Annotated in this window: 27 protein-coding genes; 20 read left to right on the forward strand and 7 right to left on the reverse strand. The window is 67.9% G+C overall.

The genetic code is table 11. From position 1 onward, the window contains the following. Nucleotides 1–7: 7 nt before the first annotated feature. Genes ACQY9S_RS14070 through ACQY9S_RS14080 form a run of 3 tightly spaced genes read left to right on the forward strand, consistent with a single transcriptional unit; the run spans nt 8 to nt 2051 of the window. Nucleotides 8–349: a hydrogenase maturation nickel metallochaperone HypA gene (locus ACQY9S_RS14070; protein ID WP_428420366.1), complete on the forward strand. Its 342-nt coding sequence runs from the start codon at nt 8–10 to the stop codon at nt 347–349. Next, on the forward strand, nt 340–1302 hold the full coding sequence (hypB, locus tag ACQY9S_RS14075; RefSeq protein ID WP_428420367.1) for a hydrogenase nickel incorporation protein HypB: 963 nt from the start codon (nt 340–342) through the stop codon (nt 1300–1302). Before ACQY9S_RS14070 ends, hypB begins: the two co-directional genes overlap by 10 nt. Continuing rightward, nucleotides 1299–2051 carry an urease accessory protein gene (locus ACQY9S_RS14080; protein WP_428420369.1) on the forward strand — a complete coding sequence of 251 codons (753 nt, stop codon included), beginning with the start codon at nt 1299–1301 and terminating at the stop codon, nt 2049–2051. The genes hypB and ACQY9S_RS14080 overlap by 4 nt, the downstream gene beginning before the upstream one ends. A gap of 18 nt (nt 2052–2069) precedes the next feature. On the opposite strand, the gene ACQY9S_RS14085 is transcribed toward ACQY9S_RS14080, so the two are convergent. Next, nucleotides 2070–3092 (reverse strand): extracellular catalytic domain type 2 short-chain-length polyhydroxyalkanoate depolymerase, encoded by a 1023-nt coding sequence (locus ACQY9S_RS14085; RefSeq protein WP_428425758.1) that lies wholly within the window; start codon nt 3090–3092, stop codon nt 2070–2072. A 264-nt stretch (nt 3093–3356) separates the two neighbouring features. On the opposite strand from ACQY9S_RS14085, the gene ACQY9S_RS14090 reads away from it, so the two are divergent. From ACQY9S_RS14090 to ACQY9S_RS14140, 11 genes are all read left to right on the forward strand, one after another. After that, a complete protein-coding gene (locus tag ACQY9S_RS14090; RefSeq protein WP_428420370.1) occupies nt 3357–4460 on the forward strand; it encodes a fatty acid desaturase in 1104 nt (367 codons plus the stop codon). A gap of 280 nt (nt 4461–4740) precedes the next feature. Beyond that, the gene (locus ACQY9S_RS14095; protein WP_428420372.1) at nt 4741–5046 is read left to right on the forward strand and encodes a hypothetical protein; all 306 of its coding nucleotides are present in this window, start codon (nt 4741–4743) and stop codon (nt 5044–5046) included. Further along, on the forward strand, nt 5043–5846 hold the full coding sequence (gene cysE, locus ACQY9S_RS14100) for a serine O-acetyltransferase (RefSeq protein ID WP_428420373.1): 804 nt from the start codon (nt 5043–5045) through the stop codon (nt 5844–5846). Before ACQY9S_RS14095 ends, cysE begins: the two co-directional genes overlap by 4 nt. After that, nucleotides 5843–6190, forward strand: coding sequence for a nitrogenase-stabilizing/protective protein NifW (locus ACQY9S_RS14105; protein ID WP_428420374.1), 348 nt, complete (start codon nt 5843–5845; stop codon nt 6188–6190). Before cysE ends, ACQY9S_RS14105 begins: the two co-directional genes overlap by 4 nt. A gap of 355 nt (nt 6191–6545) precedes the next feature. Beyond that, complete coding sequence (pilB, locus tag ACQY9S_RS14110; RefSeq protein ID WP_428420376.1) at nt 6546–8264, forward strand: type IV-A pilus assembly ATPase PilB; 1719 nt, start codon at nt 6546–6548, stop codon at nt 8262–8264. Nucleotides 8265–8297: 33 nt separating this feature from the next. Next, complete coding sequence (locus tag ACQY9S_RS14115; protein WP_428420378.1) at nt 8298–9524, forward strand: type II secretion system F family protein; 1227 nt, start codon at nt 8298–8300, stop codon at nt 9522–9524. Nucleotides 9525–9539: 15 nt separating this feature from the next. Continuing rightward, nucleotides 9540–10391, forward strand: a complete 852-nt coding sequence (locus ACQY9S_RS14120; protein ID WP_428420380.1) for a prepilin peptidase — start codon at nt 9540–9542, stop codon at nt 10389–10391. A gap of 6 nt (nt 10392–10397) precedes the next feature. Next, entirely contained in the window at nt 10398–11015 is a 618-nt protein-coding gene (gene coaE, locus ACQY9S_RS14125; protein ID WP_428420382.1) for a dephospho-CoA kinase, read from the forward strand. Nucleotides 11016–11084: 69 nt separating this feature from the next. Further along, nucleotides 11085–11840 carry a cell division protein ZapD gene (gene zapD, locus ACQY9S_RS14130; protein ID WP_428420383.1) on the forward strand — a complete coding sequence of 252 codons (756 nt, stop codon included), beginning with the start codon at nt 11085–11087 and terminating at the stop codon, nt 11838–11840. Further along, on the forward strand, nt 11837–12049 hold the full coding sequence (locus ACQY9S_RS14135) for a DNA gyrase inhibitor YacG (protein ID WP_428420385.1): 213 nt from the start codon (nt 11837–11839) through the stop codon (nt 12047–12049). Before zapD ends, ACQY9S_RS14135 begins: the two co-directional genes overlap by 4 nt. A gap of 100 nt (nt 12050–12149) precedes the next feature. After that, the gene (locus ACQY9S_RS14140) at nt 12150–12380 is read left to right on the forward strand and encodes a hypothetical protein (protein ID WP_428420387.1); all 231 of its coding nucleotides are present in this window, start codon (nt 12150–12152) and stop codon (nt 12378–12380) included. A 52-nt stretch (nt 12381–12432) separates the two neighbouring features. Here the strand turns inward: ACQY9S_RS14140 and ACQY9S_RS14145 are convergent, their stop codons facing one another. From ACQY9S_RS14145 to argB, 5 genes are all read right to left on the reverse strand, one after another. After that, on the reverse strand, nt 12433–12915 hold the full coding sequence (locus ACQY9S_RS14145) for an NUDIX domain-containing protein (RefSeq protein ID WP_428420389.1): 483 nt from the start codon (nt 12913–12915) through the stop codon (nt 12433–12435). Then, nucleotides 12855–13766 (reverse strand): ATP-binding protein, encoded by a 912-nt coding sequence (locus tag ACQY9S_RS14150; RefSeq protein WP_428420390.1) that lies wholly within the window; start codon nt 13764–13766, stop codon nt 12855–12857. Before ACQY9S_RS14150 ends, ACQY9S_RS14145 begins: the two co-directional genes overlap by 61 nt. Before the next feature lie 47 nt (nt 13767–13813). Further along, nucleotides 13814–14476, reverse strand: a complete 663-nt coding sequence (slmA, locus tag ACQY9S_RS14155; RefSeq protein WP_428420391.1) for a nucleoid occlusion factor SlmA — start codon at nt 14474–14476, stop codon at nt 13814–13816. A gap of 4 nt (nt 14477–14480) precedes the next feature. Continuing rightward, on the reverse strand, nt 14481–15161 hold the full coding sequence (locus ACQY9S_RS14160) for an HAD-IA family hydrolase (protein ID WP_428420393.1): 681 nt from the start codon (nt 15159–15161) through the stop codon (nt 14481–14483). Between the two features lie 123 nt (nt 15162–15284). Continuing rightward, nucleotides 15285–16199 carry an acetylglutamate kinase gene (gene argB, locus ACQY9S_RS14165; RefSeq protein WP_428420394.1) on the reverse strand — a complete coding sequence of 305 codons (915 nt, stop codon included), beginning with the start codon at nt 16197–16199 and terminating at the stop codon, nt 15285–15287. A 256-nt stretch (nt 16200–16455) separates the two neighbouring features. On the opposite strand from argB, the gene ACQY9S_RS14170 reads away from it, so the two are divergent. The 3 genes from ACQY9S_RS14170 (at nt 16456) to ACQY9S_RS14180 (ending at nt 18563) form a co-directional block, all read left to right on the forward strand. Further along, complete coding sequence (locus ACQY9S_RS14170; protein ID WP_428420395.1) at nt 16456–16737, forward strand: copper-binding protein; 282 nt, start codon at nt 16456–16458, stop codon at nt 16735–16737. A gap of 78 nt (nt 16738–16815) precedes the next feature. After that, nucleotides 16816–17844 (forward strand): CDF family Co(II)/Ni(II) efflux transporter DmeF, encoded by a 1029-nt coding sequence (gene dmeF / locus ACQY9S_RS14175; protein ID WP_428420397.1) that lies wholly within the window; start codon nt 16816–16818, stop codon nt 17842–17844. Nucleotides 17845–18017: 173 nt separating this feature from the next. Then, nucleotides 18018–18563, forward strand: coding sequence for a phasin family protein (locus ACQY9S_RS14180; RefSeq protein ID WP_428420399.1), 546 nt, complete (start codon nt 18018–18020; stop codon nt 18561–18563). Between the two features lie 21 nt (nt 18564–18584). On the opposite strand, the gene ACQY9S_RS14185 is transcribed toward ACQY9S_RS14180, so the two are convergent. Then, complete coding sequence (locus tag ACQY9S_RS14185) at nt 18585–19067, reverse strand: YqaA family protein (protein WP_428420401.1); 483 nt, start codon at nt 19065–19067, stop codon at nt 18585–18587. 115 nt (nt 19068–19182) lie between these two features. Here ACQY9S_RS14185 and dusB point away from each other — a divergent pair, with 115 nt between their 5' ends. From dusB to purH, 3 genes are read left to right on the forward strand one after another with little or no spacing between them, the layout of a single operon-like run. After that, nucleotides 19183–20220, forward strand: a complete 1038-nt coding sequence (gene dusB / locus ACQY9S_RS14190; RefSeq protein ID WP_428425759.1) for a tRNA dihydrouridine synthase DusB — start codon at nt 19183–19185, stop codon at nt 20218–20220. Continuing rightward, a complete protein-coding gene (locus tag ACQY9S_RS14195; RefSeq protein WP_428420403.1) occupies nt 20217–20456 on the forward strand; it encodes a Fis family transcriptional regulator in 240 nt (79 codons plus the stop codon). Before dusB ends, ACQY9S_RS14195 begins: the two co-directional genes overlap by 4 nt. A gap of 58 nt (nt 20457–20514) precedes the next feature. Continuing rightward, nucleotides 20515–22110, forward strand: coding sequence for a bifunctional phosphoribosylaminoimidazolecarboxamide formyltransferase/IMP cyclohydrolase (purH, locus tag ACQY9S_RS14200; protein WP_428420405.1), 1596 nt, complete (start codon nt 20515–20517; stop codon nt 22108–22110). The last annotated feature ends 36 nt before the right edge of the window (nt 22111–22146 follow it).

A 22146-nucleotide genomic window follows, 5' to 3' on the forward strand; every position in this document is an offset into this window, starting at 1 on the left:
ACCGGCCATGCACGAACTCGGCATCACCCGCAGCGTGGTCGCGATCGTCAGCGAGCGGGCACAGGGCCAGAAGGTGCTGCGCGTCACGCTGGAGGTCGGCCGGCTGTCGGGGCTGATGGCCGAGGCGATCCGCTTCTGCTTCGACCTGTGCAGCGAGGGCACGCCGCTGCAAGGCGCCGTGCTGGAGATCATCGAGCCCGAAGGCCGGGGGCGTTGCGGCGCCTGCGGCAGCGAACACGCGCTGACGATGCCGCTCGGGCGCTGCCCGGCCTGCCATGCACCGAGCCTGCGCATCGTCGCCGGCGAGGAACTGAAGATCCGCGAGATGGAGGTGGAATCATGTGTGTGACCTGCGGCTGCAGCGGCGACGGCCCCGCCACCGTATCGATGCCCGGCGCACCGACGGAGCCTGCGCGCGAACACGGGCCGGTGCACACCCACGCGGACGGCACGACGCACTCGCATGAGCCCACGCACGGGCGAGATCACGATGTCGGGCACGCGCATCACGCACACGAAGACGAGCACACACACCAGCATGGGCATGGGCACGAGCACGAGCACGACGACCACGCGCACGGTCATGGACACGACCGCACGCATGACCACACCCCCCTGCGGGTGCCGGGCCGCGACACCCAGACCATCGCACTCGAGGCCGCGGTGCTCGGCAAGAACCAGGCGCTGGCCGAGCGCAACCGGGGCTGGCTGGCCGGACGCGGGGTGTTGGCGCTCAACCTGATGAGCAGTCCGGGTGCCGGCAAGACCACGCTGCTGGAGCGCTGCATCCGTGACCTGCAGGGGCAGGTGGGCATCGCCGTCGTCGAGGGCGACCAGGCCACCGAGAACGACGCCGAGCGCATCCGCGCCACCGGTGCAGCGGCGGTGCAGGTGAACACCGGCACCGGCTGCCACCTGGAGGCGGACATGCTGCAGCGTGCGCTGCAGCTGCTGCAACCGCTGCCGGGCTCGGTGTTGATGATCGAGAATGTGGGCAACCTGGTCTGCCCGGCGCTGTTCGACCTCGGAGAACAGGCGCGCGTGGTGATCTTCTCGGTCACCGAGGGCGAGGACAAGCCCCTCAAGTACCCCCACATGTTCAAGGCCGCCGACGTGCTGCTGCTCAGCAAGACCGACCTGCTGCCCCACTTGCGCGTGGACCTGCGGCGCATGGTCGACAACGCGCTGCGCATCAACCCGCGGCTGAAGATCTTCCCGGTGTCGGCCTACAGCGGCGAGGGGCTGGACGCCTGGTACGGCTGGCTGCGCGATGAACTCGCAACGATCGGAGTGGCAGCGTGATCACCGGCACCGTGCTGCTGTTCGGGCTGCTGTTCGGCATGCAGCACGCGCTGGAGGCCGACCACCTGGCGGCCGTGGCCACGCTGGTCACGCGCGAGAAGGACACGCGCCGCGTCATCCGCCAGGGCGTGTTCTGGGGCCTGGGCCACTCGCTGACCTTGCTGCTGTTCGGCGGCCTGGTGATGGTGATCGGCGTGGTGCTGTCGGAGCGCTGGGTGCACGGGCTCGAGGGCGCGGTCGGCGTGATGCTGGTGCTGCTCGGCCTGGACCTGCTGCGCCGCCTGTGGCGCGAGCGGGTGCACTTCCATGCGCACTCGCATCCTCGCGCCGACGCGCCCGCCGAAGCGCAGGCGGCCGCTGCAGCCACCACCGACACCACCACGCACTTTCACGCCCACTCGCACCGCGGCGAGACCGCGCCGCACGACCGCCGGCAGCACCGCCACGAACACCACCCGCTGCCGCTGCGCGCGCTGCTGGTCGGCATGGTGCACGGCCTCGCCGGCTCGGCCGCGCTGGTGCTGCTGACGCTGCAGCAGGTGCGCAACCCCTGGGTCGGCCTGCTCTACGTGGTGCTGTTCGGCCTGGGCTCGGTGCTGGGCATGGCCGCGCTGTCGTGGACCGTGTCGCTGCCGATGCGGTTGACGGCCACGCACCTGAGCCGCTACCACCGCGCGCTCAGCGCGACGGTGGCGCTGTTCAGCATCGGGCTGGGGCTGCGGGTGGTGGTGAGCCAGTGGGGGGCGTGAAACCGAGGACGAAGGCGCTCACCGGTGCTGCGCGAGCCTGTTCACCATTGCCACGATCGCCCTCATTTGCAGGCTCGACTTGTTGGCGTAGTTCCCGCCGGTGTAGCCCCACCAGTCCCAGCAGCCCTGCGGGTTGGACGGGATCGCCGACTTGTTGACCTGCGGATAGAGCACGAGGATGTGGTTGCTGTCGGCCCAGTTGTTGTAGCCCGTGTCGGCATAGAACTGATCCCCGACCGACTCGGACGACTGCACGCAGCCGTGGATCGCCACATGGACCTTGCAGTGCGCATCGGATGCGGTGCAGCTGCGCGGCACGTACAGGTAGGCCGTGTCGGCCATGCCGGTGGCGACGGCGGCATAGGCGCGCTGATCGAAGCTGACGATCTGCCCGGTGGGTGTGTCGACGCGGGGATTGAGTGCGCCATAGATGTGCTGCAACAGCGCCCCGGCCTGGTCATAGCCCTCGCTGCCGACATTGCAATGGTTGATGTAGGGGGCGGCGTTGGCAGCGCAGTCGTTGCCATAGCCCGGCGTGATCACCGCATGTCCCGCCGGCACCTGGTTGACATATTTCAGCTTGTCTCCCTTGACCCCCATCTGCTGGAAGAACGACACCGTGGCATCGACCGCCGGCTGGCGCACGATGGTGTCGTCGGTCCCGCTGAAGACATAGATGCGGCGCTTGCTCAGGTTGCTGAGCGGGTCGATCCAGCGCGCGCGCGAGAAACCTTTCGCGGCGTTGGCCATCAGCACGGGATTGGGCGGAAAAAAGGGCACCTGCCCCATGCAGATGCCCGCAAGGAACACGTTGTTTGCCGCGCAGTAGTAGGGACCGCCGGCAACGACACCAGCACCGATGAACGACCGCGAATAGGCCACTTGCAACTGCACGGCCATGAATGCGCCGGAGGACAGTCCGGACACCGACGTCTGTTGTGGGTCTGCGCCGTAGGCGGGAAGGCTCGCCGGCGCAGCGACCGCCGAGCCGGCCACAAGGCCCGCAAGCATGAGGCTCGCGAGGGAACGAGACATGTGCATGGTGACCTCCTTGAACGTGGGACTTCGGATTTGCAGGAAATCGGCTGCGGGGACAAGCATCAGGCATGCCACGCAGCGGCTTCGGCGAATTCGAGCGACGACTTCTCCGATGGTCGCTGCCGACAACCGACAACCCATGGCCCACCACCGTGGTGCCCGTGCCGGCAACGCGAGTCCATCCGCAAGGACCTTGAGTCATCTTGATCGTCATCAAGGTCGCCGGATGTCGTTGGCCCTAGCCTCCAGCATTTCGACCCGTGCCCCATGACGACCCTCCCCGCTCCCATTGCCGTCGGCGTCACCACGCCGGCCACCGCGCTGGTTCCCATTCCCCACCGCAAACTGATCCGCTCGTGGCTGGCGGACATCTCCGAGCGCAGCACGCCCTACGCGCTCGCCCTGGTGCTGTTCGACATCGCGCTGTTCGCGGTGGCCCTGGCGGCAACGATCGTGATCGACAGCGCGCCGCTGCAGCTGCTGATGGGTGCGGTCACGGGTTTCATCATCGGCCGCCTGTTCATCCTGGGGCATGACGCCTGCCACCAGAGCCTGACGCGCCACCGCAGCCTGAACCGCTGGGTGGGTCGCATCGTGTTCCTGCCGTCGCTCACGCCTTACAGCCTCTGGGAGGTCGGGCACAACGTCGTGCACCACGGCTACACCAACCTGAAGGGGGTCGATTTCGTCTGGGAGCCGCGCTCGCTGGAGGAATTCCAGGCCCTGTCGGGCTGGCGGCAACTGCGGGAGCGCATCTACCGCAGCGGTTGGGCGCCGTGGCTCTACTACATGGTCGAGATCTGGTGGGCCCGCATGATGTTCCCGAACAAGCGTCACATGCCCACCCGCCGCGCGGTGTTCCTGTGGGACTGTCTGCTGGTGAGCAGCGTCGCCGCGGTGTGGATCGGCGGCCTGGTCGTCGCCGCACGGGCCACCGGCCAATCGCCCTGGTGGCTCGTGAGCGTCGGCTTCGTGCTGCCTTTCGTCTTCTGGAACGGCATGATCGGCTTCGTGGTGTACGTGCACCACACCCACCTCGGCGTGGCCTGGTACGAGCACAAGGCGAGTTGGGCCGCCGCGGCCCCCTTCGTCTCCACCACGGTGCACCTGACCTTCCGCTCGGCGATGGGCGGCGTCTTGCACCACATCATGGAGCACACCGCCCACCACGTGGACATGAGCGTGCCGCTGTACCGGCTCAAGCAAGCGCAAAAGCGGCTGGAGGCCAAGCTCCCGGGCCGCATCGTGGTCCAGCCATTTTCCTGGCGCTGGTATGCCGACACGGCCCGCCGCTGCAAGCTCTACGACTTCAAGGCGCGTTGCTGGACCGACTTCGCGGGTCGCCCGACCAGCGTGCCGGTGCCGGCATGAGGTCAATGCGAACGGCCCTGCGGCCCGCGCCTGAACCCGACCGCGACGCTCGGCGGCTCCGTCCCGGGCGCTGAGCATTCCGGGGCTCTCGGGCCCGTCATGAAGCGCCCGTGTGGCAAACGGCACAAAGCCGACAGGCCCGGCAACGCAGCCCCCGCCCGGCGTCCGCCAACACCCTGCAAAGCCGCATGGAATCAAGGCTTTGCACGATTTCCAGAGTGTCTTCCGTGCATGGCACAGTGCTTGCGGAGTCGCTGCATCGACCCCCACGAGTGATGCCATGCAGCCCGCGGCGATCATCTGCAACATGAGCTTGCGCGCCGGCGAACAAACCGCCGGCGCGGCCTTCGTCATCGAAGAGGAATGCGCCATCGCGCGCGCTGCCGGAAGCCGGCGTGCCCGAAAGGGAAGTGGGCATTTCGGCGCCGGGCGCTCCGGGCCCGGGCTGCCGGTGGTGACCCTCGAACCCGGCCGCTTGATCGAGCCCAGCTGCGCTCACGCGACACCGGCCGAATGCGCGCCCCCGGCGGCCGGACCGCTGTACTTCCGCCTCGAAGCCACCATGCCCGAGGGGCGGCCCTCATGAAGCGCGAAGACCTGGCCGTGCTCGCACCCGCCGCACCCGCCAAGACACCGCCAGCGCCAGAACGCCGGCCCGGCATCTGGCGCACGCTGCGCGAGGACGTGGCATGCGTGGTCGAACGCGATCCCGCGGCACGCTCGCGCTTCGAAGTCTGGACCCTCTACCCCGGCGTGCACGCCGTGGCGGCCCACCGCGTTGCGCACGCCTTGTGGCAGCACGGTTGGCGCTACCTGCCGCGCCTGCTGTCGTTCCTGGCGCGCGCCGCGACCGGGGTGGACATCCACCCCGGCGCATGCATCGGTCGGCGCTTCTTCATCGACCACGGTGCCGGTGTCGTGATCGGCGAGACCGCCGAGATCGGCGACGACGCAACGCTGTACCACGGTGTCACGCTCGGCGGCACCAGCGGGCGCGCCGGCAAGCGCCACCCGACGCTGGGCGATGGCGTCGTGGTGGGCGCGGGCGCCAAGGTGCTCGGCCCCATCACCATCGGCGACCGGGCACGCGTGGCCGCCAACTCGGTGGTGATCGACGAGGTGCCCGCAGGCGCCACCGTGGTGGGCATCCCCGGGCGCGTGGTCGTGCCACGCCACCAGCGCAGCGCCCCGCACGGCATCGACCTCGCGCACCACCTCGTCCCCGACCCGGTGGGCAAGGCCATCGGTTGTCTGCTGGATCGCATTGCCAACCTCGAGCGCGAGATGGTGGCATTGCGCGGAGCGCCTTCGCAGATCGAAGGCACGCCCTGTCACGACTGCGATGACAGCTGCGCCCAACCCGTGTTCGGAGAAACCACGCCATGAACGAACTGGCCCAGCGCCTGCGCGAGCTGTCCTCGGCCGAGGACTTTCTCGACTTCTTCGCGGTGCCGTACGACACGCATGTCGTCGACACGCGCCGCCCGCACCTCCTCAAACGCTTCTTCCAGTACATCCGCCAGGAGCCCGAGCTGCCGGCCGACAACGAACAGGCGCTGTACCGGTGCTACCGCGCGCTGCTGATCCGCTCGTACGGGGACTTCTTGGCGGCACCGATGCCCGCGCGCGAACGGGTGTTCCGGAACGCCGACGCCCATGTGCCGCGGAGAAGCCTGTCCCCGACGCTGCCGTCGGCCACGCACAAGCTGGTGTCCCGCGAGCCGGCCTGACACGCCCCCCGAAGGACCGGCTTGCCCGCTCGAGATCTGCGCGCCCGGATTGCTTCGCCGAACCCCTGGAGACGGACGGAAACCCCGAAACGCCTGTGCTAACCTGCCGGCTTTCCGGAAGCAGGCACTTCGGTGCCTGCGACTCTGGCGCTGCGTCGGCTTGTTCGGGACGCAGGGTCCGGAGGGCTGGACCCTCTCACGCCGACTGCCGTTGCAGCTGGGCGACGTGCCAATGTCGTGGTGTCTGCACGGCATAGCGTGGTGGATGCTCACATCCACGGATTCCGATCGTTTACAGGGCCGCGTGAATCGGCGATCATGAACCGGTTGCAGCCCAGACTTCGCCGATTGCCCTGTGGATACCCTTGCCGACGCCCCGCAGAGTTCGCTGTCCGGTGTTGCACGCGTGCTCGTGCACGCCGGCAAGCTCAGCGTCAAGACGGCTGAAGATCTCGTCCGCAGCGCCAAGGAACAGAAGCGCAGCTTCATTTCGGCGGTCCTGAGCGCCGGCGCCGTCAATCCGTCGGATCTCGCGCACACGCTCTCCAGCGTGCTGGCGATGCCCCTGCTCGATCTGGCAGCGGTCGATCCGCAGCGCTTGCCCCGCAACGTGATCGACGCCAAGCTGGCGACACAGTACCAGGTGCTCGTACTGGGCAAACGCGGCAACCGCCTTTTCATCGCCGGGGCCGACCCCACCGACCAGGAGGCTGCCGAGCGCATCAAGTTTGCAACGCAGCTGACCCCCGAATGGGTCATCGTCGAGCACGACAAGCTCTCGAGGCTCGTCGATGCCGCCACGACGACGGCCAGCGAGTCGCTCGAATCGCTGGTGGCCGGCGACTTCGAGTTCGATGTCACCGAGGAAGATACCGGCGCGGTTGAAACCGCGGACGTCACCACCGATGTCGAGGATGCGCCGGTCGTCCGCTTCCTGCAAAAGATGCTGATCGATGCGATCAACGCGCGCGCATCCGATCTGCACTTCGAGCCCTTCGAATACAACTACCGGGTCCGTTTCCGGGTCGACGGCGAGTTGCGCGAGATCACCCAGCCGCCGATCGCCATCAAGGACAAGCTCGAGTCTCGCATCAAGGTGATCTCTCGGCTCGACATCGCCGAGAAGCGCGTGCCGCAGGACGGCCGCATGAAGCTGAAGTTCGGCAGCAAGGCCATCGACTTCCGCGTCAGCACGCTGCCCACGTTGTTCGGCGAGAAGATCGTGATCCGTATCCTCGACCCGTCGAGCGCCAAGCTCGGCATCGAGGCGCTGGGGTACGAGAAAATCGAGAAGGACCGTCTGATGGAAGCCATCAAGCGGCCCTACGGCATGGTGCTCGTGACCGGGCCGACCGGCTCCGGCAAGACCGTGTCGCTGTACACCTGCCTGAACATCCTGAACCAGCCCGGCGTGAACATCTCGACCGTCGAGGATCCGGCCGAAATCAACCTGCCGGGCGTCAACCAGGTCAACGTCAACGACAAGGCGGGCCTGAATTTCTCGGTCGCGCTGAAGGCCTTCCTGCGCCAGGACCCGGACATCATCATGGTCGGCGAAATTCGCGATCTCGATACCGCCGACATCGCCATCAAGGCAGCGCAGACGGGGCACATGGTGATGAGCACGCTGCACACCAACGATGCGCCCACCACGCTGACGCGCCTGATGAACATGGGTGTGGCGCCCTTCAACATCGCATCGAGCGTGATCCTGATCACGGCGCAACGCTTGGCGCGCAAACTCTGCGAGAACTGCAAGGCGCCGGCCGATTACCCTCGCGAGGCCTTGCTTCGTGCCGGCTTCGTCGAAGCGGATCTGGACGGCAGCTGGAAGCCTTACCGTGCCGTCGGCTGCTCCAGTTGCAGCAACGGCTACCGGGGGCGGGTTGGCATCTACCAGGTCATGCCGATCAGCGAGGAGATCCAGCGCATCATCCTGTCGCAGGGCAACGCGGTCGACATCGCGAAGCAAGCACAACGCGAAGGCGTGCGCGATCTGCGTCAGTCCGGGCTGATCAAGGTCAGGAACGGCGCGACCACGCTGGAAGAAGTGATCTCGGTCACGAACGAGTAAGCCCAACAGTCGTCAGGGAGAGTCGGAGACACCATGGCCACAGCAGCAACGGCTTCGGCGAGAGACATCAAGGAATTCGTCTTCGAGTGGGAAGGCAAGGACAAGAACGGCAAGGTCGTCCGTGGCGAGATGCGCGCCGGTGGCGAGTCCGTCGTCAGCGCTTCGCTGCGCCGTCAGGGCATTCTCGTCAACAAGGTGAAGAAGCGCCGCATGAGCGGCGGCAAGTCCATCAAGCAGAAGGACATCGCGATCTTCACGCGCCAGATCGCGACGATGATGCGCGCCGGCGTCCCGCTGCTGCAGTCCTTCGACATCGTGGCGCGTGGCAGCACCAACCCGCGCGTGACCAAACTGCTGACGGACATCCGCTCCGACATCGAGACCGGCACCAGCCTGTCGTCGGCGTTCCGCAAGCATCCCCTGTACTTCGACGCGCTGTACTGCAACCTGGTCGAGGCCGGTGAAGCGGCGGGTATCCTGGAAACGCTGCTCGAGCGGCTGGCCGTCTACCAGGAGAAGACCCTCGAGATCAAGCGCAAGATCAAGTCGGCGCTGATCTACCCGGTCGCCGTGCTGGTGGTCGCCTTCGTGGTCGTCGCGGTGATCATGATCTTCGTGATCCCGGCGTTCAAGGAAGTCTTCACGTCCTTCGGCGCCGATCTGCCTGCACCGACGCTGCTGGTGATGGGCATGTCGGAGGTCTTTGTCCACTACTGGTGGCTGATCTTCGGCGTCATCATCGGCGGCACCTATTTCTTCTTCGAGTCCTGGAAGCGGTCGGAGAAGATGCAAAAAACCATGGACCGGCTGCTGTTGAAGGTGCCGGTGTTCGGCGACCTGATCTACAAGTCGGCCGTCGCGCGCTGGACGCGCACGCTCGCCACGATGTTCGCGGCCGGCGTGCCGCTGGTCGAGGCACTCGATTCGGTCGGCGGCGCCTCGGGCAATGCCGTGTTCGCGGAAGCCACCGAGCAGATCCAGAAGGATGTTTCCACCGGCACGGCACTGACGACGTCGATGCAGGCAACCGGCATCTTCCCCGTCATGGTCCTGCAGATGGCGGCCATCGGCGAGGAGTCCGGCGCACTCGACCACATGCTCGCCAAGTCTGCCGAGTTCTACGAGGCCGAGGTCGACGAGGCGGTGAAGGGCCTGTCGAGCCTGCTCGAACCGATCATCATCGTCGTGCTGGGCACCATCATCGGCGGCATCGTCGTCTCGATGTACCTGCCGATCTTCAAGCTCGGCCAGGTGGTCTGAGCACGCTCCCGCGGCATGTCGCCTGACCTGCAGGGCGCGCTGCTGTCGCCCTGGACGCTGGGCCTGTTGGGCCTGTGCATCGGCAGCTTCCTCAATGTCGTCGTTCACCGCCTGCCCCGGATGATGGAGCAGGCGTGGCGACTCGAGAGTGCCGAGCTGCTGGGCACCACCCTCCCGGAGGTGCCGGAACTCACGCTGGCCAAGCCGGCCTCGCGCTGCCCCCAGTGCGGCCACCGCATCCGCTGGTTCGAGAACATCCCGGTGCTCAGCTGGCTGGCGCTGCGGGGCCGCTGCTCGGCCTGCAAGACGCCGATCTCCGTGCGCTACCCGCTGCTCGAAATCGCGACCGCACTGCTGTTCGCGCTGCTGGGCTGGCGCTTTGGTGCGCAGCCGACAGCCCTGATCTGGTGTGCGTTCGTCGCCATCCTGCTGGCGCTGTCCGGCATCGACTGGGACACGACGCTGCTGCCGGACAACCTCACGCTGCCCTTGCTCTGGGCCGGACTGGTGGCCGCCGCGCTCGGCTGGACGCTGCCACTCACGACGGCGGTGTGGGGGGCCGTGTTCGGCTACCTGTCGCTGTGGTCGGTGTACTGGCTGTTCAAGCTCACCACGGGCAAGGAAGGCATGGGCGCGGGCGACTTCAAGCTGCTGGCCGCCCTCGGCGCCTGGCTCGGATGGCAGATGCTGCTGCCCATCGTGCTCGCGGCTTCGCTGATCGGCGCCATCGTCGGCATCGCGATGAAGTTCGGCGGCGCGCTGCACGAAGGACGCTACGTGCCCTTCGGTCCGTTCCTGGCCGGCGCCGGACTGGTGGTGCTGTATGCCGGCTCGGAGCGCGTGATGGGCTGGCTCGGCTGGGCCTGAGTTTCGATGGGCACCGACCGCGCGGCACTGCGCATCGGCCTCACCGGCGGCATCGGCAGCGGCAAGAGCACGGTCGCTGCGCTGCTGGCGCGGCGCGGCGCCCTGCTGATCGACACCGACGCCATCGCGCGTTCGCTCGCCGCTCCAGGGGGAGGCGCCGTGCCGGCGCTGCGTGCGCACTTCGGCCCGGACTGCATCGATGCGCAAGGCGGCCTCGATCGCGCCTGGATGCGAGAGCGGGCGTTCACCGATCCCGTGGCGCGCGTGCAGCTCGAGGCCATCCTGCATCCGTTGATCCGCGCTGGAACAGAGGATCTCGCGGCCCGGGGAAACACCGGTCCCTGCATCGTCTTCGACGTGCCCTTGCTGGTCGAATCCGGCCATTGGCGCGACCGCGTCGACCGGGTGCTCGTGGTCGACTGTCCCGTGGAAGTCCAGATCGAGCGCGTCGTGCGGCGGTCGCACTGGACGCATGACGAAGTCAGGCGAGTGATCGTGCAGCAGGCGACGCGTGAAGCCCGGCGGGCCGCAGCCGACGCCGTCATCGACAACCGTCGTGACACGCTCGACGCATTGCAGCTGGCGGTCGAAGCGCTCTGGACGCATTGGATCGAACGGCGCTGAAGCCATGCGCGGGCAAGGCCGGCGCCCTGTGGAACAATCAGCCGCGTTGCAGCGCTCAGGTGGGCCACCTTGATCCTCTACGAGTACCCTTTGAATGAAAGCATCCGCACGATGCTGCGCCTCGAGCACCTGTTCGAGCGGCTCGAGGTGCTGGCCGATCGTGAAGCGGCAATCGACCACCACTTCGCCATTGCGACGATCTTCGAGATCATGGATGTCGCCTCACGGGCCGACCTGAAGAGCGACCTCCTCAAGGATCTGGAGCGCCACAAGACGCAGCTCGCGCAGTACCGCGGCAACCCGTCGATCTCCGAAGCCGCGCTCGACCAGGTGATTTCGCGCATCGACGAGTCGTTCGCCACCCTGAACCAGTTGCCCGGCAAGGCCGGCCATGCGCTGACCACCAACGAATGGCTGATGGGCATCCGCAGCCGGATCAGCATCCCCGGCGGCACCTGCGAGTTCGATCTGCCGGGCTACTACGCCTGGCAGCACGAGAGCGTCGACCTGCGCAAGGGCGATCTGCAGCGCTGGATGGCCACGCTGCTGCCGCTGGCCGAAGCCCTGAAGGTGCTGCTGGCCCTGTTGCGCGAATCGGGCAGTCCCCACATGGTGTTCGCGGCGGCCGGCCAGTACCAGCAAAGCCTGCCACCGGGGCGCAGTTTCAGTCTGCTGCGTGTGCGCCTGACCGATTCGCCAGGATTGGTGCCGGAGATCAGCGGCCACCGGCTGATGGTGTCTATCCGCCTGATGCGCCAGGACAACGAAGGCCGCCTTCGGCCCTGCGGCGATGACGCGAGCTTCGAGCTCACCCTGTGTTCATGAACTCCGGGCCCGGCATTTCGCCCCGCATCGTGCGCTGCCCCGGCTGTGGTCAGCGCAGCGAGTTCGCCCCCGCCAACCCCTACCGGCCGTTTTGCAGCGAACGTTGCAAGAACGGCGACCTCGGCGCCTGGGCCAACGAACGCTACCGTGTCGAAGCCTCGCCACCGGTGGACGGTGATGACGAATCGTCATCGCCGCAGGCCCCTTGAGCCCCGCATCCCAACCGTGAGGGATGGGCGGGCCGCTGCCCCGCGCTGACACTTTCAACCGGAGGCACCCACCGCAGGCGCCACAGTTGGGAGAGTTCACATGACGCTCGTCAGTTCAGGAAAGTCGGCCAAACCCCATGGGTGCTCGCCGGCACCTCACGCCGGGCCGGCCAACAGCATGGTCGAAACGGAAGCCAATGGCAGCCGCGACGGGAGCTGTTTCGACTCTTCCTGGGACTTGCGCACAGGCCTCGACGTGGCCGAGCTGAGCGAACTGCCCGTGAACCTTGCTGCCGCCGATGCAGCAACCCAGCCGCCGACTGAGTGCTGAGGGAGCTTCACCCGCCCGGACATCGGCGCTCGCTCGCACCAACGCGTACTGCCTATGCAGTGTGGGTTTTTCCCGAGAACTGCTGATCCTGGGCCAGCCAGGTCAATACCGGCACGGTGCCGGGCAACACCGGGAACACTTCGACCGGCAGTTCCTGCCAACGCGCCGATTGCTGCTCACGCATCACCAGGTCGCCGCTCCACGCATGCACCTTGCAGAAATGCAGCCTGACGCGGGCGTGCGGATACTCGACCAGTTCCACCTTCCACGGCTGCGCGGCACCGATGCAGATGCCCAGTTCTTCGTGCAGCTCGCGGCGCAGCGCCTGCTCGACCGTCTCTCCGACCTCCAGCTTGCCGCCCGGGAACTCCCAGTAACCGGCGTAGACCTTGCCCTCGGGCCGCGAGGTCATCAGGAAGCGGCCTTGCGGGTCGAACAGGACCCCCACCGCCACATCGACCGGGGTGCGCTCGCTCACGCCTGCTCTCCCGTGCCGGCACCGCTGCGCCCGGCGTAGTCGCGCGCGAACTGCCATGCCACCCGACCCGAGCGGGAGCCTCGCTCGAGCGCCCAGACCAGGGCTTCGGGGCGCGCCGCGGCGATGGCCTCGGTGTCCACGCCAAAGGCGCTCAGCCATTGCGCGACGATCGCCAGGTACTCGCCCTGGCTGAACGGGTAGAAGCTGATCCACAGCCCGAAGCGCTCGGAAAGGGAAATCTTCTCCTCCACCACTTCGCCCGGATGCACCTCGCCGTCCTCGGTGTGCTGGTAGCTGAGGTTCTCCTTCATGTACTCCGGCAGCAGGTGCCGCCGGTTGGAGGTCGCCACGATCAGCACGTTGTCGCTGGACTGCGCCACCGAGCCGTCGAGGATGGACTTCAGCGCCTTGTAACCGGGTTCGCCCTCATCGAAGCTGAGGTCGTCGCAGAACACCAGGAAGCGCTCGGCGCGGTCCGCCACCAGATCGACGATGTCGGGCAGGTCGACCAGGTCGGCCTTGTCGACCTCGATCAGCCGCAAGCCGCGCGGCGCGAATTCGTTCAGGCAGGCCTTCACCAAGGACGACTTGCCGGTCCCGCGCGCACCCGTCAGCAGCACGTTGTTCGCGGACCGCCCTGCGACGAACTGCTCGGTGTTGCGCACCAGGCGCTCCTTCTGGGGCTCGACCTCCTTCAGGCCGGACAGACGGATCGGCGCCACATGACGAACCGGCTCGAGCCAGCCGCCCCCGAACACGGAGGCCCCGCGCCGGCGGTAGCGAAACGCGATGGACGCGGCCCAGTCGGGTGCATGCACGGCACGCGCGCCGGGCCCTGGCAGCAGGGTGTCGAGGCGGGACAGCACACGCTCGGCGTGCGCCATCAGGGACAGGAATTCTGGATTCATGGCCGCCGAGTTTAGAGGGCCTGCCGCCCTCTTCGCGGCCGACCGGCTCAGCCGACGAGTTGGCGCAGGGCCGCGTCGAGATGCTCGCTCGGCAGGCGTTTGAAGCCGGAGCGCGCGTAACGCTGCAGCCGACCGAGGACGAAGCTCACCAGGACGGACGCCTGGGCCTGGGCATCGACGGTCGGCGTCTGTGAGCCGCTGGCCTCGGCGAGCGTGCGCAGGCTCTGGCGCAGCTGCGACTCGAAACGATCGAAGAACTGGTTCATCCGTGCGGTCAGGCGCTCGTTCTCGAACACCAGCGCGTCACCCGCCATCACGCGCGACATGCCCGGGTTCCGTTCGCCGAACTGCAGCAGCACCGTGAGCATCTTGTGCACCTGCTCGCGCGGATCGACGTCGCGCTCGGCGATCTGATTCACCAGCGTGAACACGCTGCTCTCGATGAACTCGATCAAGCCCTCGAACATCTGCGCCTTGCTGGCGAAATGCCGGTAGAGCGCGGCTTCGCTGACATCGAGCCTGGCCGCCAGCGCAGCGGTGGTGATGCGTTCGGCCCCCGGCTGTTCGAGCATCGCCGCCAGCGTCTGCAGGATCTGGATGCGGCGCTCACCCGGCTTGGGGCGCTTGCGCACCGGCGCCGCACCGGCGACCGCCTCGGCAGGCGCGTCGACAGCGGGATCCAGCGGCTCGGGGGTCGGCGTGTCGGACATGCGCTCAGGCTGGCAGGAAGAGGGCTCTTAACTTCTGAAGCGAACGAATTCTTGCATACACATAGGCGGGCTTTCGACGCAAGCGCGCACCTACTTCGGGTCCATGCGCATTGCGCCACAAATATCGCTGCATCCACACGCAGCGCAAGCCCACGGCCCGAGCGGCACGTTGGTGGGCCAGCGTGTCTTCGACCAGCACGCACTGCGTTGGCCGCAGTTGCAGCCGCGCCAGCACCACGCGGAACATGCGCGCATCGGGCTTGGGACGCAGCTGCCCGAACAGGCGCATGCCTTCGATGCTGATGATCCCCTCGAAGCAATCCGCGAGATCGAGGGCCGTCAACACTCGCTTGGCGTAGTGGGCGGGCGCATTGGTCAGCACGAACTTGCGCCCGGGCAAGGCCCGCAGCGCGGCCCGATCCCGGGCATTGCCTCGCAAACGCTCCTCCAGGCCCGGCAGGCGGTGCGTGTGCTCCAGAAAGTGGGCAGCGCGGATGCCGTGATGCCGCTCCAGGCCGAGCAGCGTCGCGCCGAATCGGCGCCAGTAGTCGCGCCGCAGGAAATCGGCCCGCGCCGCACCGACCCGGAGCTCGCGCGCGATGTAGTCGTTCATCGCCTCGTCGAGCAAGCCGAAGGCGTGCGAGGCATCGTGCAGCGTGTTGTCGAGATCGAACAGCCACGTCACGGAGCCGCCGCGCGCGCGGCGGCGCGGCGGCGCGGCCCGGCGGTGGGCCGGGTGTGTCCTGCCCACGGCTCAGCGAGGGCGGAGCATCGTCAGCGGACCAAGCGGCGTCCCCATGATCCGCTCTCAGTGCGAACGGATCATGGTGCCGTAGGCCTGATCGCTCAGGATCTCCAGCAGCATCGCGTGCGGCACCCGCCCGTCGATGATGTGCACTGCGTTGACGCCGCTCTTGGCGGCGTCCAGCGCGCCGGCGATCTTCGGCAGCATGCCGCCGCTGATGGTGCCGTCGGCGAACAGCTCGTCGATCTCGCGCGCACTGAGGTTGGTCAGCAGCTTGCCGGCCTTGTCGAGCACGCCCGGCGTGTTGGTCAGCAGCATCAGCTTCTCGGCCTGCAGCACGGTGGCCAGCTTGCTCGCCACCATGTCGGCGTTGATGTTGTAGCTCTCGTTGTGCTCGCCGAAGCCGATCGGGCTGATCACCGGGATGAACTGGTCGTCCTGCAACGCCTTGACGACCGCCGGGTCGATGGCCGTGATCTCGCCGACCTGGCCGACGTCGTGCTCGATGCTGGGATCGTCCTTGTCGACCATCTTCAGCTTGCGCGCCCGGATCATGCCGCCATCGCGGCCGGTCAGACCGACCGCCTTGCCGCCCACCGCGTTGATCAGGCCGACGATGTCCTGCTGCACCTCACCGCCGAGCACCCACTCGACGACCTCCATCGTCTCCTCGTCGGTCACGCGCATGCCCTGGATGAAGGTGCCCTTCTTGCCCAGACGGGAGAGCGCCTCGTCGATCTGCGGCCCGCCGCCATGGACCACGACCGGGTTCATGCCCACCAGCTTGAGCAGCACGATGTCCTCGGCGAAGTCCTGCTGCAGCGCCGGGTCGGTCATCGCGTTGCCGCCGTACTTGATGACCAGCGTCTTGCCGTGGAACTTGCGGATGTAGGGCAGCGCCTGGGCCAGGATCTCGGCCTTGTCGCGCGGCGAGATGGTCAGCGGGTCGGACGCAGCAGCGGGAGCGTGGGGGGCCATGGCGGGTTCTCCGGACTCAGAGGCGATCGGGCCGCATTCTAGGGTTCGCCCCAGTCTGACATCGGTGCGGGCGGGTACGGGCGGAACTTTTCGCACCGTCGCCCGCCTGGTCTGGCGCATACTTTTGCTCCAATGCGCCGTACCACCCGGCGCAGCCCTCGCGCATGACACCGGAGCGCCGCACGGTCGGTGGTTTCTCGATCGCCCCCCGGCGGATCGTCGTCGTCGCCGCACCGAAGACCAAGGAGTGATCGACATGGAGCACCGCCTGAGCGCCCTGATGCTCGCCGCGACCGCCATGCTGGCGCACGCCCAGACCACGACCGACGGCGAGGTGCGCAAGGTCGATGCCGCGCAGAAGAAGATCACGCTCAAGCACGGCGAGATCAAGAACCTCGACATACCCCCGATGAGTATGGTGTTCCAGGTCAGCGACCCGGCGCTGCTGGCCAAGGTGAAGGCCGGCGACAAGGTGCGCTTCACGGCAGACAAGATCAACGGCGCTTACACGGTGACGTCGATCGAAGTCGCCAGGTGACATCGACCGTGCCGCACCGCCCGGGACCGTGAGCCCATCGGCCGTGCGGTCCGGCCGCGGGCGGATAAGCTAACGCCCATGCACACCCACGACCTCAGCCCTTGGCAGCACCGCCACGACTATGCCGCCGACCGCGGCGCCGCTGAACGGCGCACGCGCTGGGTGATCGCGATCACGCTCGCGATGATGGTGGCCGAGATCGCTGCCGGCTGGTGGTGGCATTCGATGGCGCTGCTGGCCGACGGCTGGCACATGGGCACGCATGCGGCAGCCATCGGCGTGGCCGCGCTGAGCTACGCACTGGCGCGGCGCTGGGCCGGCGATGCCCGCTTCTCGCTCGGCCCCTGGAAGGTCGAGGTGCTGGGCGCCTACACGAGCGCGGTGCTGCTCGGCGTGGTGGCGATCGGCATCGCGCTCGAGTCGGGCCTGCGCTTGTGGGCGCCGGAGCCGGTGTCCTACGACGAATCCCTCGTCGTTGCCGTGATCGGGCTGCTGGTCAATGCCGCGTGCGCAAGACTGCTGCATGGCGGGCATGCGCACCCTCACGGCGGACACGACCACGACCACGATCACCACCACGATGGGCATGCCGCCCACCACGGCGAGCACGCGCACGCCCGTCAGGATGAACACGAACACGGCAAGGACCTGAACCTGCGGGCCGCCTACCTGCACGTGCTGGCCGACGCCGCCACGTCCGTGCTGGCGATCGGCGCGCTGCTGACCGGCAAGCTCGCCGGCTGGACCTGGATGGACCCGCTGGTCGGGCTGCTGGGGGCGGCGCTGATCGCGGCCTGGTCTCTCGGACTGCTGCGCCAGACCGCGAAGATCCTGCTCGACCGCGAGATGGACGACCCGCTCGCCGGCCAGGTGCGCGAGCGGCTGGAATCGGACGGCGACGCCCGCGTGGCCGACCTGCACCTGTGGCGCGTCGGCGATGCGCGCTTCGCCTGCCAGGCGACGCTGGTGGCCGACGAGCCCCTGGCGGCCGACCACTACCGCGCCCGACTGCAGGGATTGCCGAGCCTGGCGCATGTGTCGATCGAGATCAACCGCTGCCGCGGCGCTCGGGCGGCGCAGCCGCCGAGCGCCGGTCACGCGCACTGAGCAGCACCCGCGTCGCTCGCTTGCGGCATGTCTTCGTCGGCCCGATCGTCGGCGTGTGCCGCGCCCGGTACTTTCTCGGCGTTTTAGGCTGCGGCTCCTAGGGAGTGCTCCTATAGTGATCAGGGCGCTTGCTTCACGGGGAGCGCTGCAACGCACTCTCGAGGAAGACAAGCATGGTCAAGAAGCTGCAGAAACTCGCCGACAAGATGAGCACCTCCGGCGCACCCTCGATGGCTCACCTGTTCGACAACCAGTTCGCGAACTCGGTGAAGGACTCCGCCCAGCAGATCTGGCAGGCCGGTCTCGGCGCGTTCGCCAAGGCGCAGGGCGAAGGCAGCAAGGTGTTCGAGACACTGGTCAAGGAAGGCGTCTCGATCCAGCGCAAAACCCAGGCCGCGGCCGAGGAGAAACTCGGCGAGGTGAGCAGCAAGATGACACGACTGTCCGACGACGTGCAGACCCGGGCAGGTCAGCAGTGGGACAAGCTCGAGTCGATCTTCGAGGACCGCGTCGCCAAGGCGCTGGGCAAGCTCGGCGTGCCGTCGGGCAAGGACCTCGACACGCTGATCAAACGCGTCGACGCGCTGAGCGCCCAGGTGGCCAAACTGTCGAAGGCACCGGCCCGCAAGAAGGCCGCGCCGGCGAAGACCGCTGCCAAGGCCTCCGCTCTCCGTGGGACGACCACCACGCGAGCCGCTCCGCGCAAGCGAGCCGCCTGATGCAGTGATAGGGAGACGCCGTCAGGGGTGGAACTGCCCCGGCAGCACCCACAGCAGCAACGCCGTCACCGTGAGGTAGCGCGCGAACTTGCCAACGGCCATGTAGAGCACGCAGGGCCAGAACGGCAGCCGCAGCCAGCCGGCCACCGCGCACAGCGGATCGCCGACCACCGGCAACCAGCTGAGCAGACAGGCCTTGGGGCCGAAGCGCTCGAGCCACTTCAGCACGCGCGCTTCGGCCGGCTTGTGCTTCACGCGCTCGTAGGCGCGTTCGGCGCCATAGCCCATCCACCATGTCAACGCGCCGCCCAGCGTGTTGCCGACCGATGCCACCAGCACGGCCGGCCAGAACAGCTGCGGGTCGAGCTTCACCAGGCCGAACACCGCCGGCTCCGAACCGAAAGGCAGCAGCGTCGCCGAAATGAAGGCAACGACGAACACCGTGCTCAGGCCGAACTTCGGCAGCGCCAGCAGCGAGAGCAGTGATTCGAGCCACGTTTCCATCGACCGGGATTGTCGATGCAGCGCAGCATGCCGCGCCGCCGGCGATTGAAAATCGGCCCGGGTCGGACCGCTATACTCTGCCCTCTTTTTAAGCACACCGCCTTCCGTGTCCCCCCTGCGCATCGGCTCGATCGAGCTTCCGAACCGGCTGTTCGCGGCGCCGATGGCGGGCGTCACCGACCGGCCGTTTCGGCAGCTGTGCAAGCGTCTCGGCGCCGGCTACGCGGTCAGCGAGATGGTCACCTCGCGCAAGGACCTCTGGCACAGCCTGAAGACCTCGCGCCGCGCCAACCACGAAGGCGAGGTCGCGCCGATCGCGGTGCAGATCGCCGGCACCGAGCCGCTGATGATGGCCGAGGCCGCCGCCTACAACATCGACCGCGGCGCGCAGGTGATCGACATCAACATGGGCTGCCCAGCCAAGAAGGTGTGCAATGTGTGGGCCGGCTCGGCACTGATGCGTGACGAGTCGCTGGCGCTGCGCATCGTCGAGGCCGTGGTCACCGCCTGCGCACCGCACGGTGTGCCGGTGACGCTGAAGATGCGCACCGGCTGGAGCGCGCAGGATCGCAACGCGGTCGCGCTGGCGCGCGGCGCCGAAGCGCTGGGCGTCGCGATGCTCACGGTGCATGGCCGCACCCGCGAGCAGGGCTACGGCGGCCGGGCCGAGTACGACACGGTTGCGGCGGTGAAGGCGGCCGTGCGCGTGCCGGTCGTTGCCAACGGCGACATCGACAGCCCGCGCAAGGCGCGCGAGGTGTTCGCCGCGACCGGGGCCGACGCGGTGATGATCGGCCGCGCCGCGCAAGGGCGGCCGTGGATCTTCCGCGAGATCGCGCACTTCCTCGCCACCGGCACGCAGCTTCCCGCGCCGAAGACGGCACAGGCGAAAGCGTGGCTGATCGAACACCTGCACGATCACTACGGGCTCTACGGCGAATACGCCGGCGTGCGCACCGCGCGCAAGCACATCGGCTGGGCAGTGCACACCCTGCCAGGCGGCGCGCTGTTCCGCGCCCGCATGAACACGCTGGAGAGCTGCGAGGCGCAACTCGCCGCCGTCGGCGATTTCTTCGATGCGCTCGGCATCGGGCACGAGCGGCTCCCGCAAGCGCAAGCCCTCGAGCCCTCCTTCGAACAAGAGGCCGCATGACCAAGAAGCACATCGACGCGTGCATTCGAGAGAGCCTCGATGCCTACTTCAAGGACCTGCGCGGCGCCGAGCCGCGCAACATCTACGACATGGTCCTGCAGGTCGTCGAGAAGCCGATGCTCGACGTGGTGATGCAGCACGCCGAGGGCAACCAGTCGCGCGCCGCCGAGTGGCTGGGCATCAACCGCAACACGTTGCGGCGCAAACTGCTCGAACACAAGCTCATCAAACCCTGACCGTCGGGCGGTCCGCCGCCGCACGGCCTCTCGCCGCCCCTTGAATCCCACGACCCCCATGGCCACCGCCCTCCTCTCCGTTTCCGACAAGACCGGCATCGTCGAGTTCGCCCGCTCGCTGCACGCACTCGGCGTGAAGCTGCTCTCGACCGGCGGCACCGCCAAGCTGCTGGCCGACAGCGGCCTGCCGGTCACGGAGGTGGCCGACCACACCGGCTTCCCCGAGATGCTCGACGGCCGCGTGAAGACCCTGCACCCGGCCATCCACGGCGGCCTGCTGGCGCGCCGCGAGCTGCCGGCGCACATGGCCGCGCTGGCCGCGCACGGCATCGAGACCATCGACCTGCTGGTGGTCAACCTCTACCCCTTCGAGGCCACCGTCGCGAAACCGGGCTGCACGCTGGAGGACGCGATCGAGAACATCGACATCGGCGGCCCGGCCATGGTGCGTTCGGCCGCGAAGAACTGGAAGGACGTCGCGGTGCTGACCGACGCGACGCAGTACGCCGGCGTGCTGGCCGAGCTGCAGCGGGACGGTCGCGTGAGCGAGGCGATGCGCTTCACGCTGGCGGTCGCCGCGTTCAACCGCATCAGCAACTACGACGCGGCGATCAGCGACCACCTGTCGGCGCTGCGGCCCGACGGCTCGCGCGCCGAGTTCCCGGCCCAGAGCAACGGCCGCTTCGTCAAGCTGCAGGACCTGCGCTACGGCGAGAACCCGCACCAGAGCGCCGCCTTCTACCGCGACCTGCACCCGGCGCCGGGTTCGCTGGTGAGCGCGCAGCAGTTGCAGGGCAAGGAACTCTCGTACAACAACATTGCCGATGCCGATGCCGCCTGGGAGTGCGTGAAGGTCTTCGATGCAGCCACCGACGGGCCGGCCTGTGTCATCGTCAAGCACGCCAACCCCTGCGGCGTGGCGCTCGGCGCGAACGCCGCCGAAGCCTACGGCAAGGCCTTCCGGACCGACCCCACGTCGGCCTTCGGCGGCATCATCGCCTTCAACATGCCGGTCGACGGCGCCGCAGCGACGGCCATCTCGAAGCAGTTCGTCGAGGTGTTGATCGCCCCCGGCTACACCGACGAGGCCCGCGCGGTGTTCGCGGCCAAGGCCAACCTCCGGGTGCTGGAGATCTCGCTGGACGGGGTGCAGCGCGACGCCGCGGACGCGTGGTCGCGCGGCCTGAATTCGCACGACATCAAGCGTGTCGGCTCGGGCCTGCTGATCCAGAGCGCGGACAACCACGTGCTCGGCCTGCAGGACCTGAAGATCGTCACCACGCTGGCGCCGACCGACGCGCAGCTGGCCGACCTGCTGTTCGCGTGGAAGGTGGCCAAGTTCGTCAAGAGCAACGCGATCGTGTTCTGCGGCGACGGCATGACGCTGGGCGTCGGCGCCGGCCAGATGAGCCGGCTCGACAGCGCGCGCATCGCCAGCATCAAGGCCGCCCATGCCGACCTGAGCCTGGCCGGCTCGGCGGTCGCGAGCGACGCCTTCTTCCCCTTCCGCGACGGCCTCGACGTGCTGGCCGATGCCGGCGCACGCTGCGTGATCCAGCCTGGCGGCAGCCTGCGCGACGACGAGGTGATCGCCGCGGCCAATGAACGCGGCATCGCGATGGTGCTGACGGGCGTGCGGCACTTCCGACACTAGGACCTGCCGGCGCCCCGGCCGCGGCGAGCTCCGGCC

This window comes from Methylibium sp., from assembly GCF_965279545.1.
Lineage (GTDB): Bacteria > Pseudomonadota > Gammaproteobacteria > Burkholderiales > Burkholderiaceae_C > Methylibium.

Bases quoted from the DNA above. Each gene is read 5' to 3' on its own strand.
- ACQY9S_RS14070 (WP_428420366.1), top strand. From the start codon at position 8: ATGCACGAACTCGGCATCACCCGCAGCGTGGTCGCGATCGTCAGCGAG.
- hypB (WP_428420367.1), top strand. From the start codon at position 340: ATGTGTGTGACCTGCGGCTGCAGCGGCGACGGCCCCGCCACCGTATCG.
- ACQY9S_RS14085 (WP_428425758.1), bottom strand. From the start codon at position 3,092: ATGCACATGTCTCGTTCCCTCGCGAGCCTCATGCTTGCGGGCCTTGTG.
- ACQY9S_RS14090 (WP_428420370.1), top strand. From the start codon at position 3,357: ATGACGACCCTCCCCGCTCCCATTGCCGTCGGCGTCACCACGCCGGCC.
- ACQY9S_RS14095 (WP_428420372.1), top strand. From the start codon at position 4,741: ATGCAGCCCGCGGCGATCATCTGCAACATGAGCTTGCGCGCCGGCGAA.
- cysE (WP_428420373.1), top strand. From the start codon at position 5,043: ATGAAGCGCGAAGACCTGGCCGTGCTCGCACCCGCCGCACCCGCCAAG.
- ACQY9S_RS14105 (WP_428420374.1), top strand. From the start codon at position 5,843: ATGAACGAACTGGCCCAGCGCCTGCGCGAGCTGTCCTCGGCCGAGGAC.
- ACQY9S_RS14115 (WP_428420378.1), top strand. From the start codon at position 8,298: ATGGCCACAGCAGCAACGGCTTCGGCGAGAGACATCAAGGAATTCGTC.
- ACQY9S_RS14120 (WP_428420380.1), top strand. From the start codon at position 9,540: ATGTCGCCTGACCTGCAGGGCGCGCTGCTGTCGCCCTGGACGCTGGGC.
- coaE (WP_428420382.1), top strand. From the start codon at position 10,398: ATGGGCACCGACCGCGCGGCACTGCGCATCGGCCTCACCGGCGGCATC.
- ACQY9S_RS14135 (WP_428420385.1), top strand. From the start codon at position 11,837: ATGAACTCCGGGCCCGGCATTTCGCCCCGCATCGTGCGCTGCCCCGGC.
- ACQY9S_RS14140 (WP_428420387.1), top strand. From the start codon at position 12,150: ATGACGCTCGTCAGTTCAGGAAAGTCGGCCAAACCCCATGGGTGCTCG.
- ACQY9S_RS14145 (WP_428420389.1), bottom strand. From the start codon at position 12,915: ATGGCAGTTCGCGCGCGACTACGCCGGGCGCAGCGGTGCCGGCACGGG.
- ACQY9S_RS14150 (WP_428420390.1), bottom strand. From the start codon at position 13,766: ATGAATCCAGAATTCCTGTCCCTGATGGCGCACGCCGAGCGTGTGCTG.
- slmA (WP_428420391.1), bottom strand. From the start codon at position 14,476: ATGTCCGACACGCCGACCCCCGAGCCGCTGGATCCCGCTGTCGACGCG.
- argB (WP_428420394.1), bottom strand. From the start codon at position 16,199: ATGGCCCCCCACGCTCCCGCTGCTGCGTCCGACCCGCTGACCATCTCG.
- ACQY9S_RS14170 (WP_428420395.1), top strand. From the start codon at position 16,456: ATGGAGCACCGCCTGAGCGCCCTGATGCTCGCCGCGACCGCCATGCTG.
- dmeF (WP_428420397.1), top strand. From the start codon at position 16,816: ATGCACACCCACGACCTCAGCCCTTGGCAGCACCGCCACGACTATGCC.
- ACQY9S_RS14180 (WP_428420399.1), top strand. From the start codon at position 18,018: ATGGTCAAGAAGCTGCAGAAACTCGCCGACAAGATGAGCACCTCCGGC.
- ACQY9S_RS14185 (WP_428420401.1), bottom strand. From the start codon at position 19,067: ATGGAAACGTGGCTCGAATCACTGCTCTCGCTGCTGGCGCTGCCGAAG.
- ACQY9S_RS14195 (WP_428420403.1), top strand. From the start codon at position 20,217: ATGACCAAGAAGCACATCGACGCGTGCATTCGAGAGAGCCTCGATGCC.
- purH (WP_428420405.1), top strand. From the start codon at position 20,515: ATGGCCACCGCCCTCCTCTCCGTTTCCGACAAGACCGGCATCGTCGAG.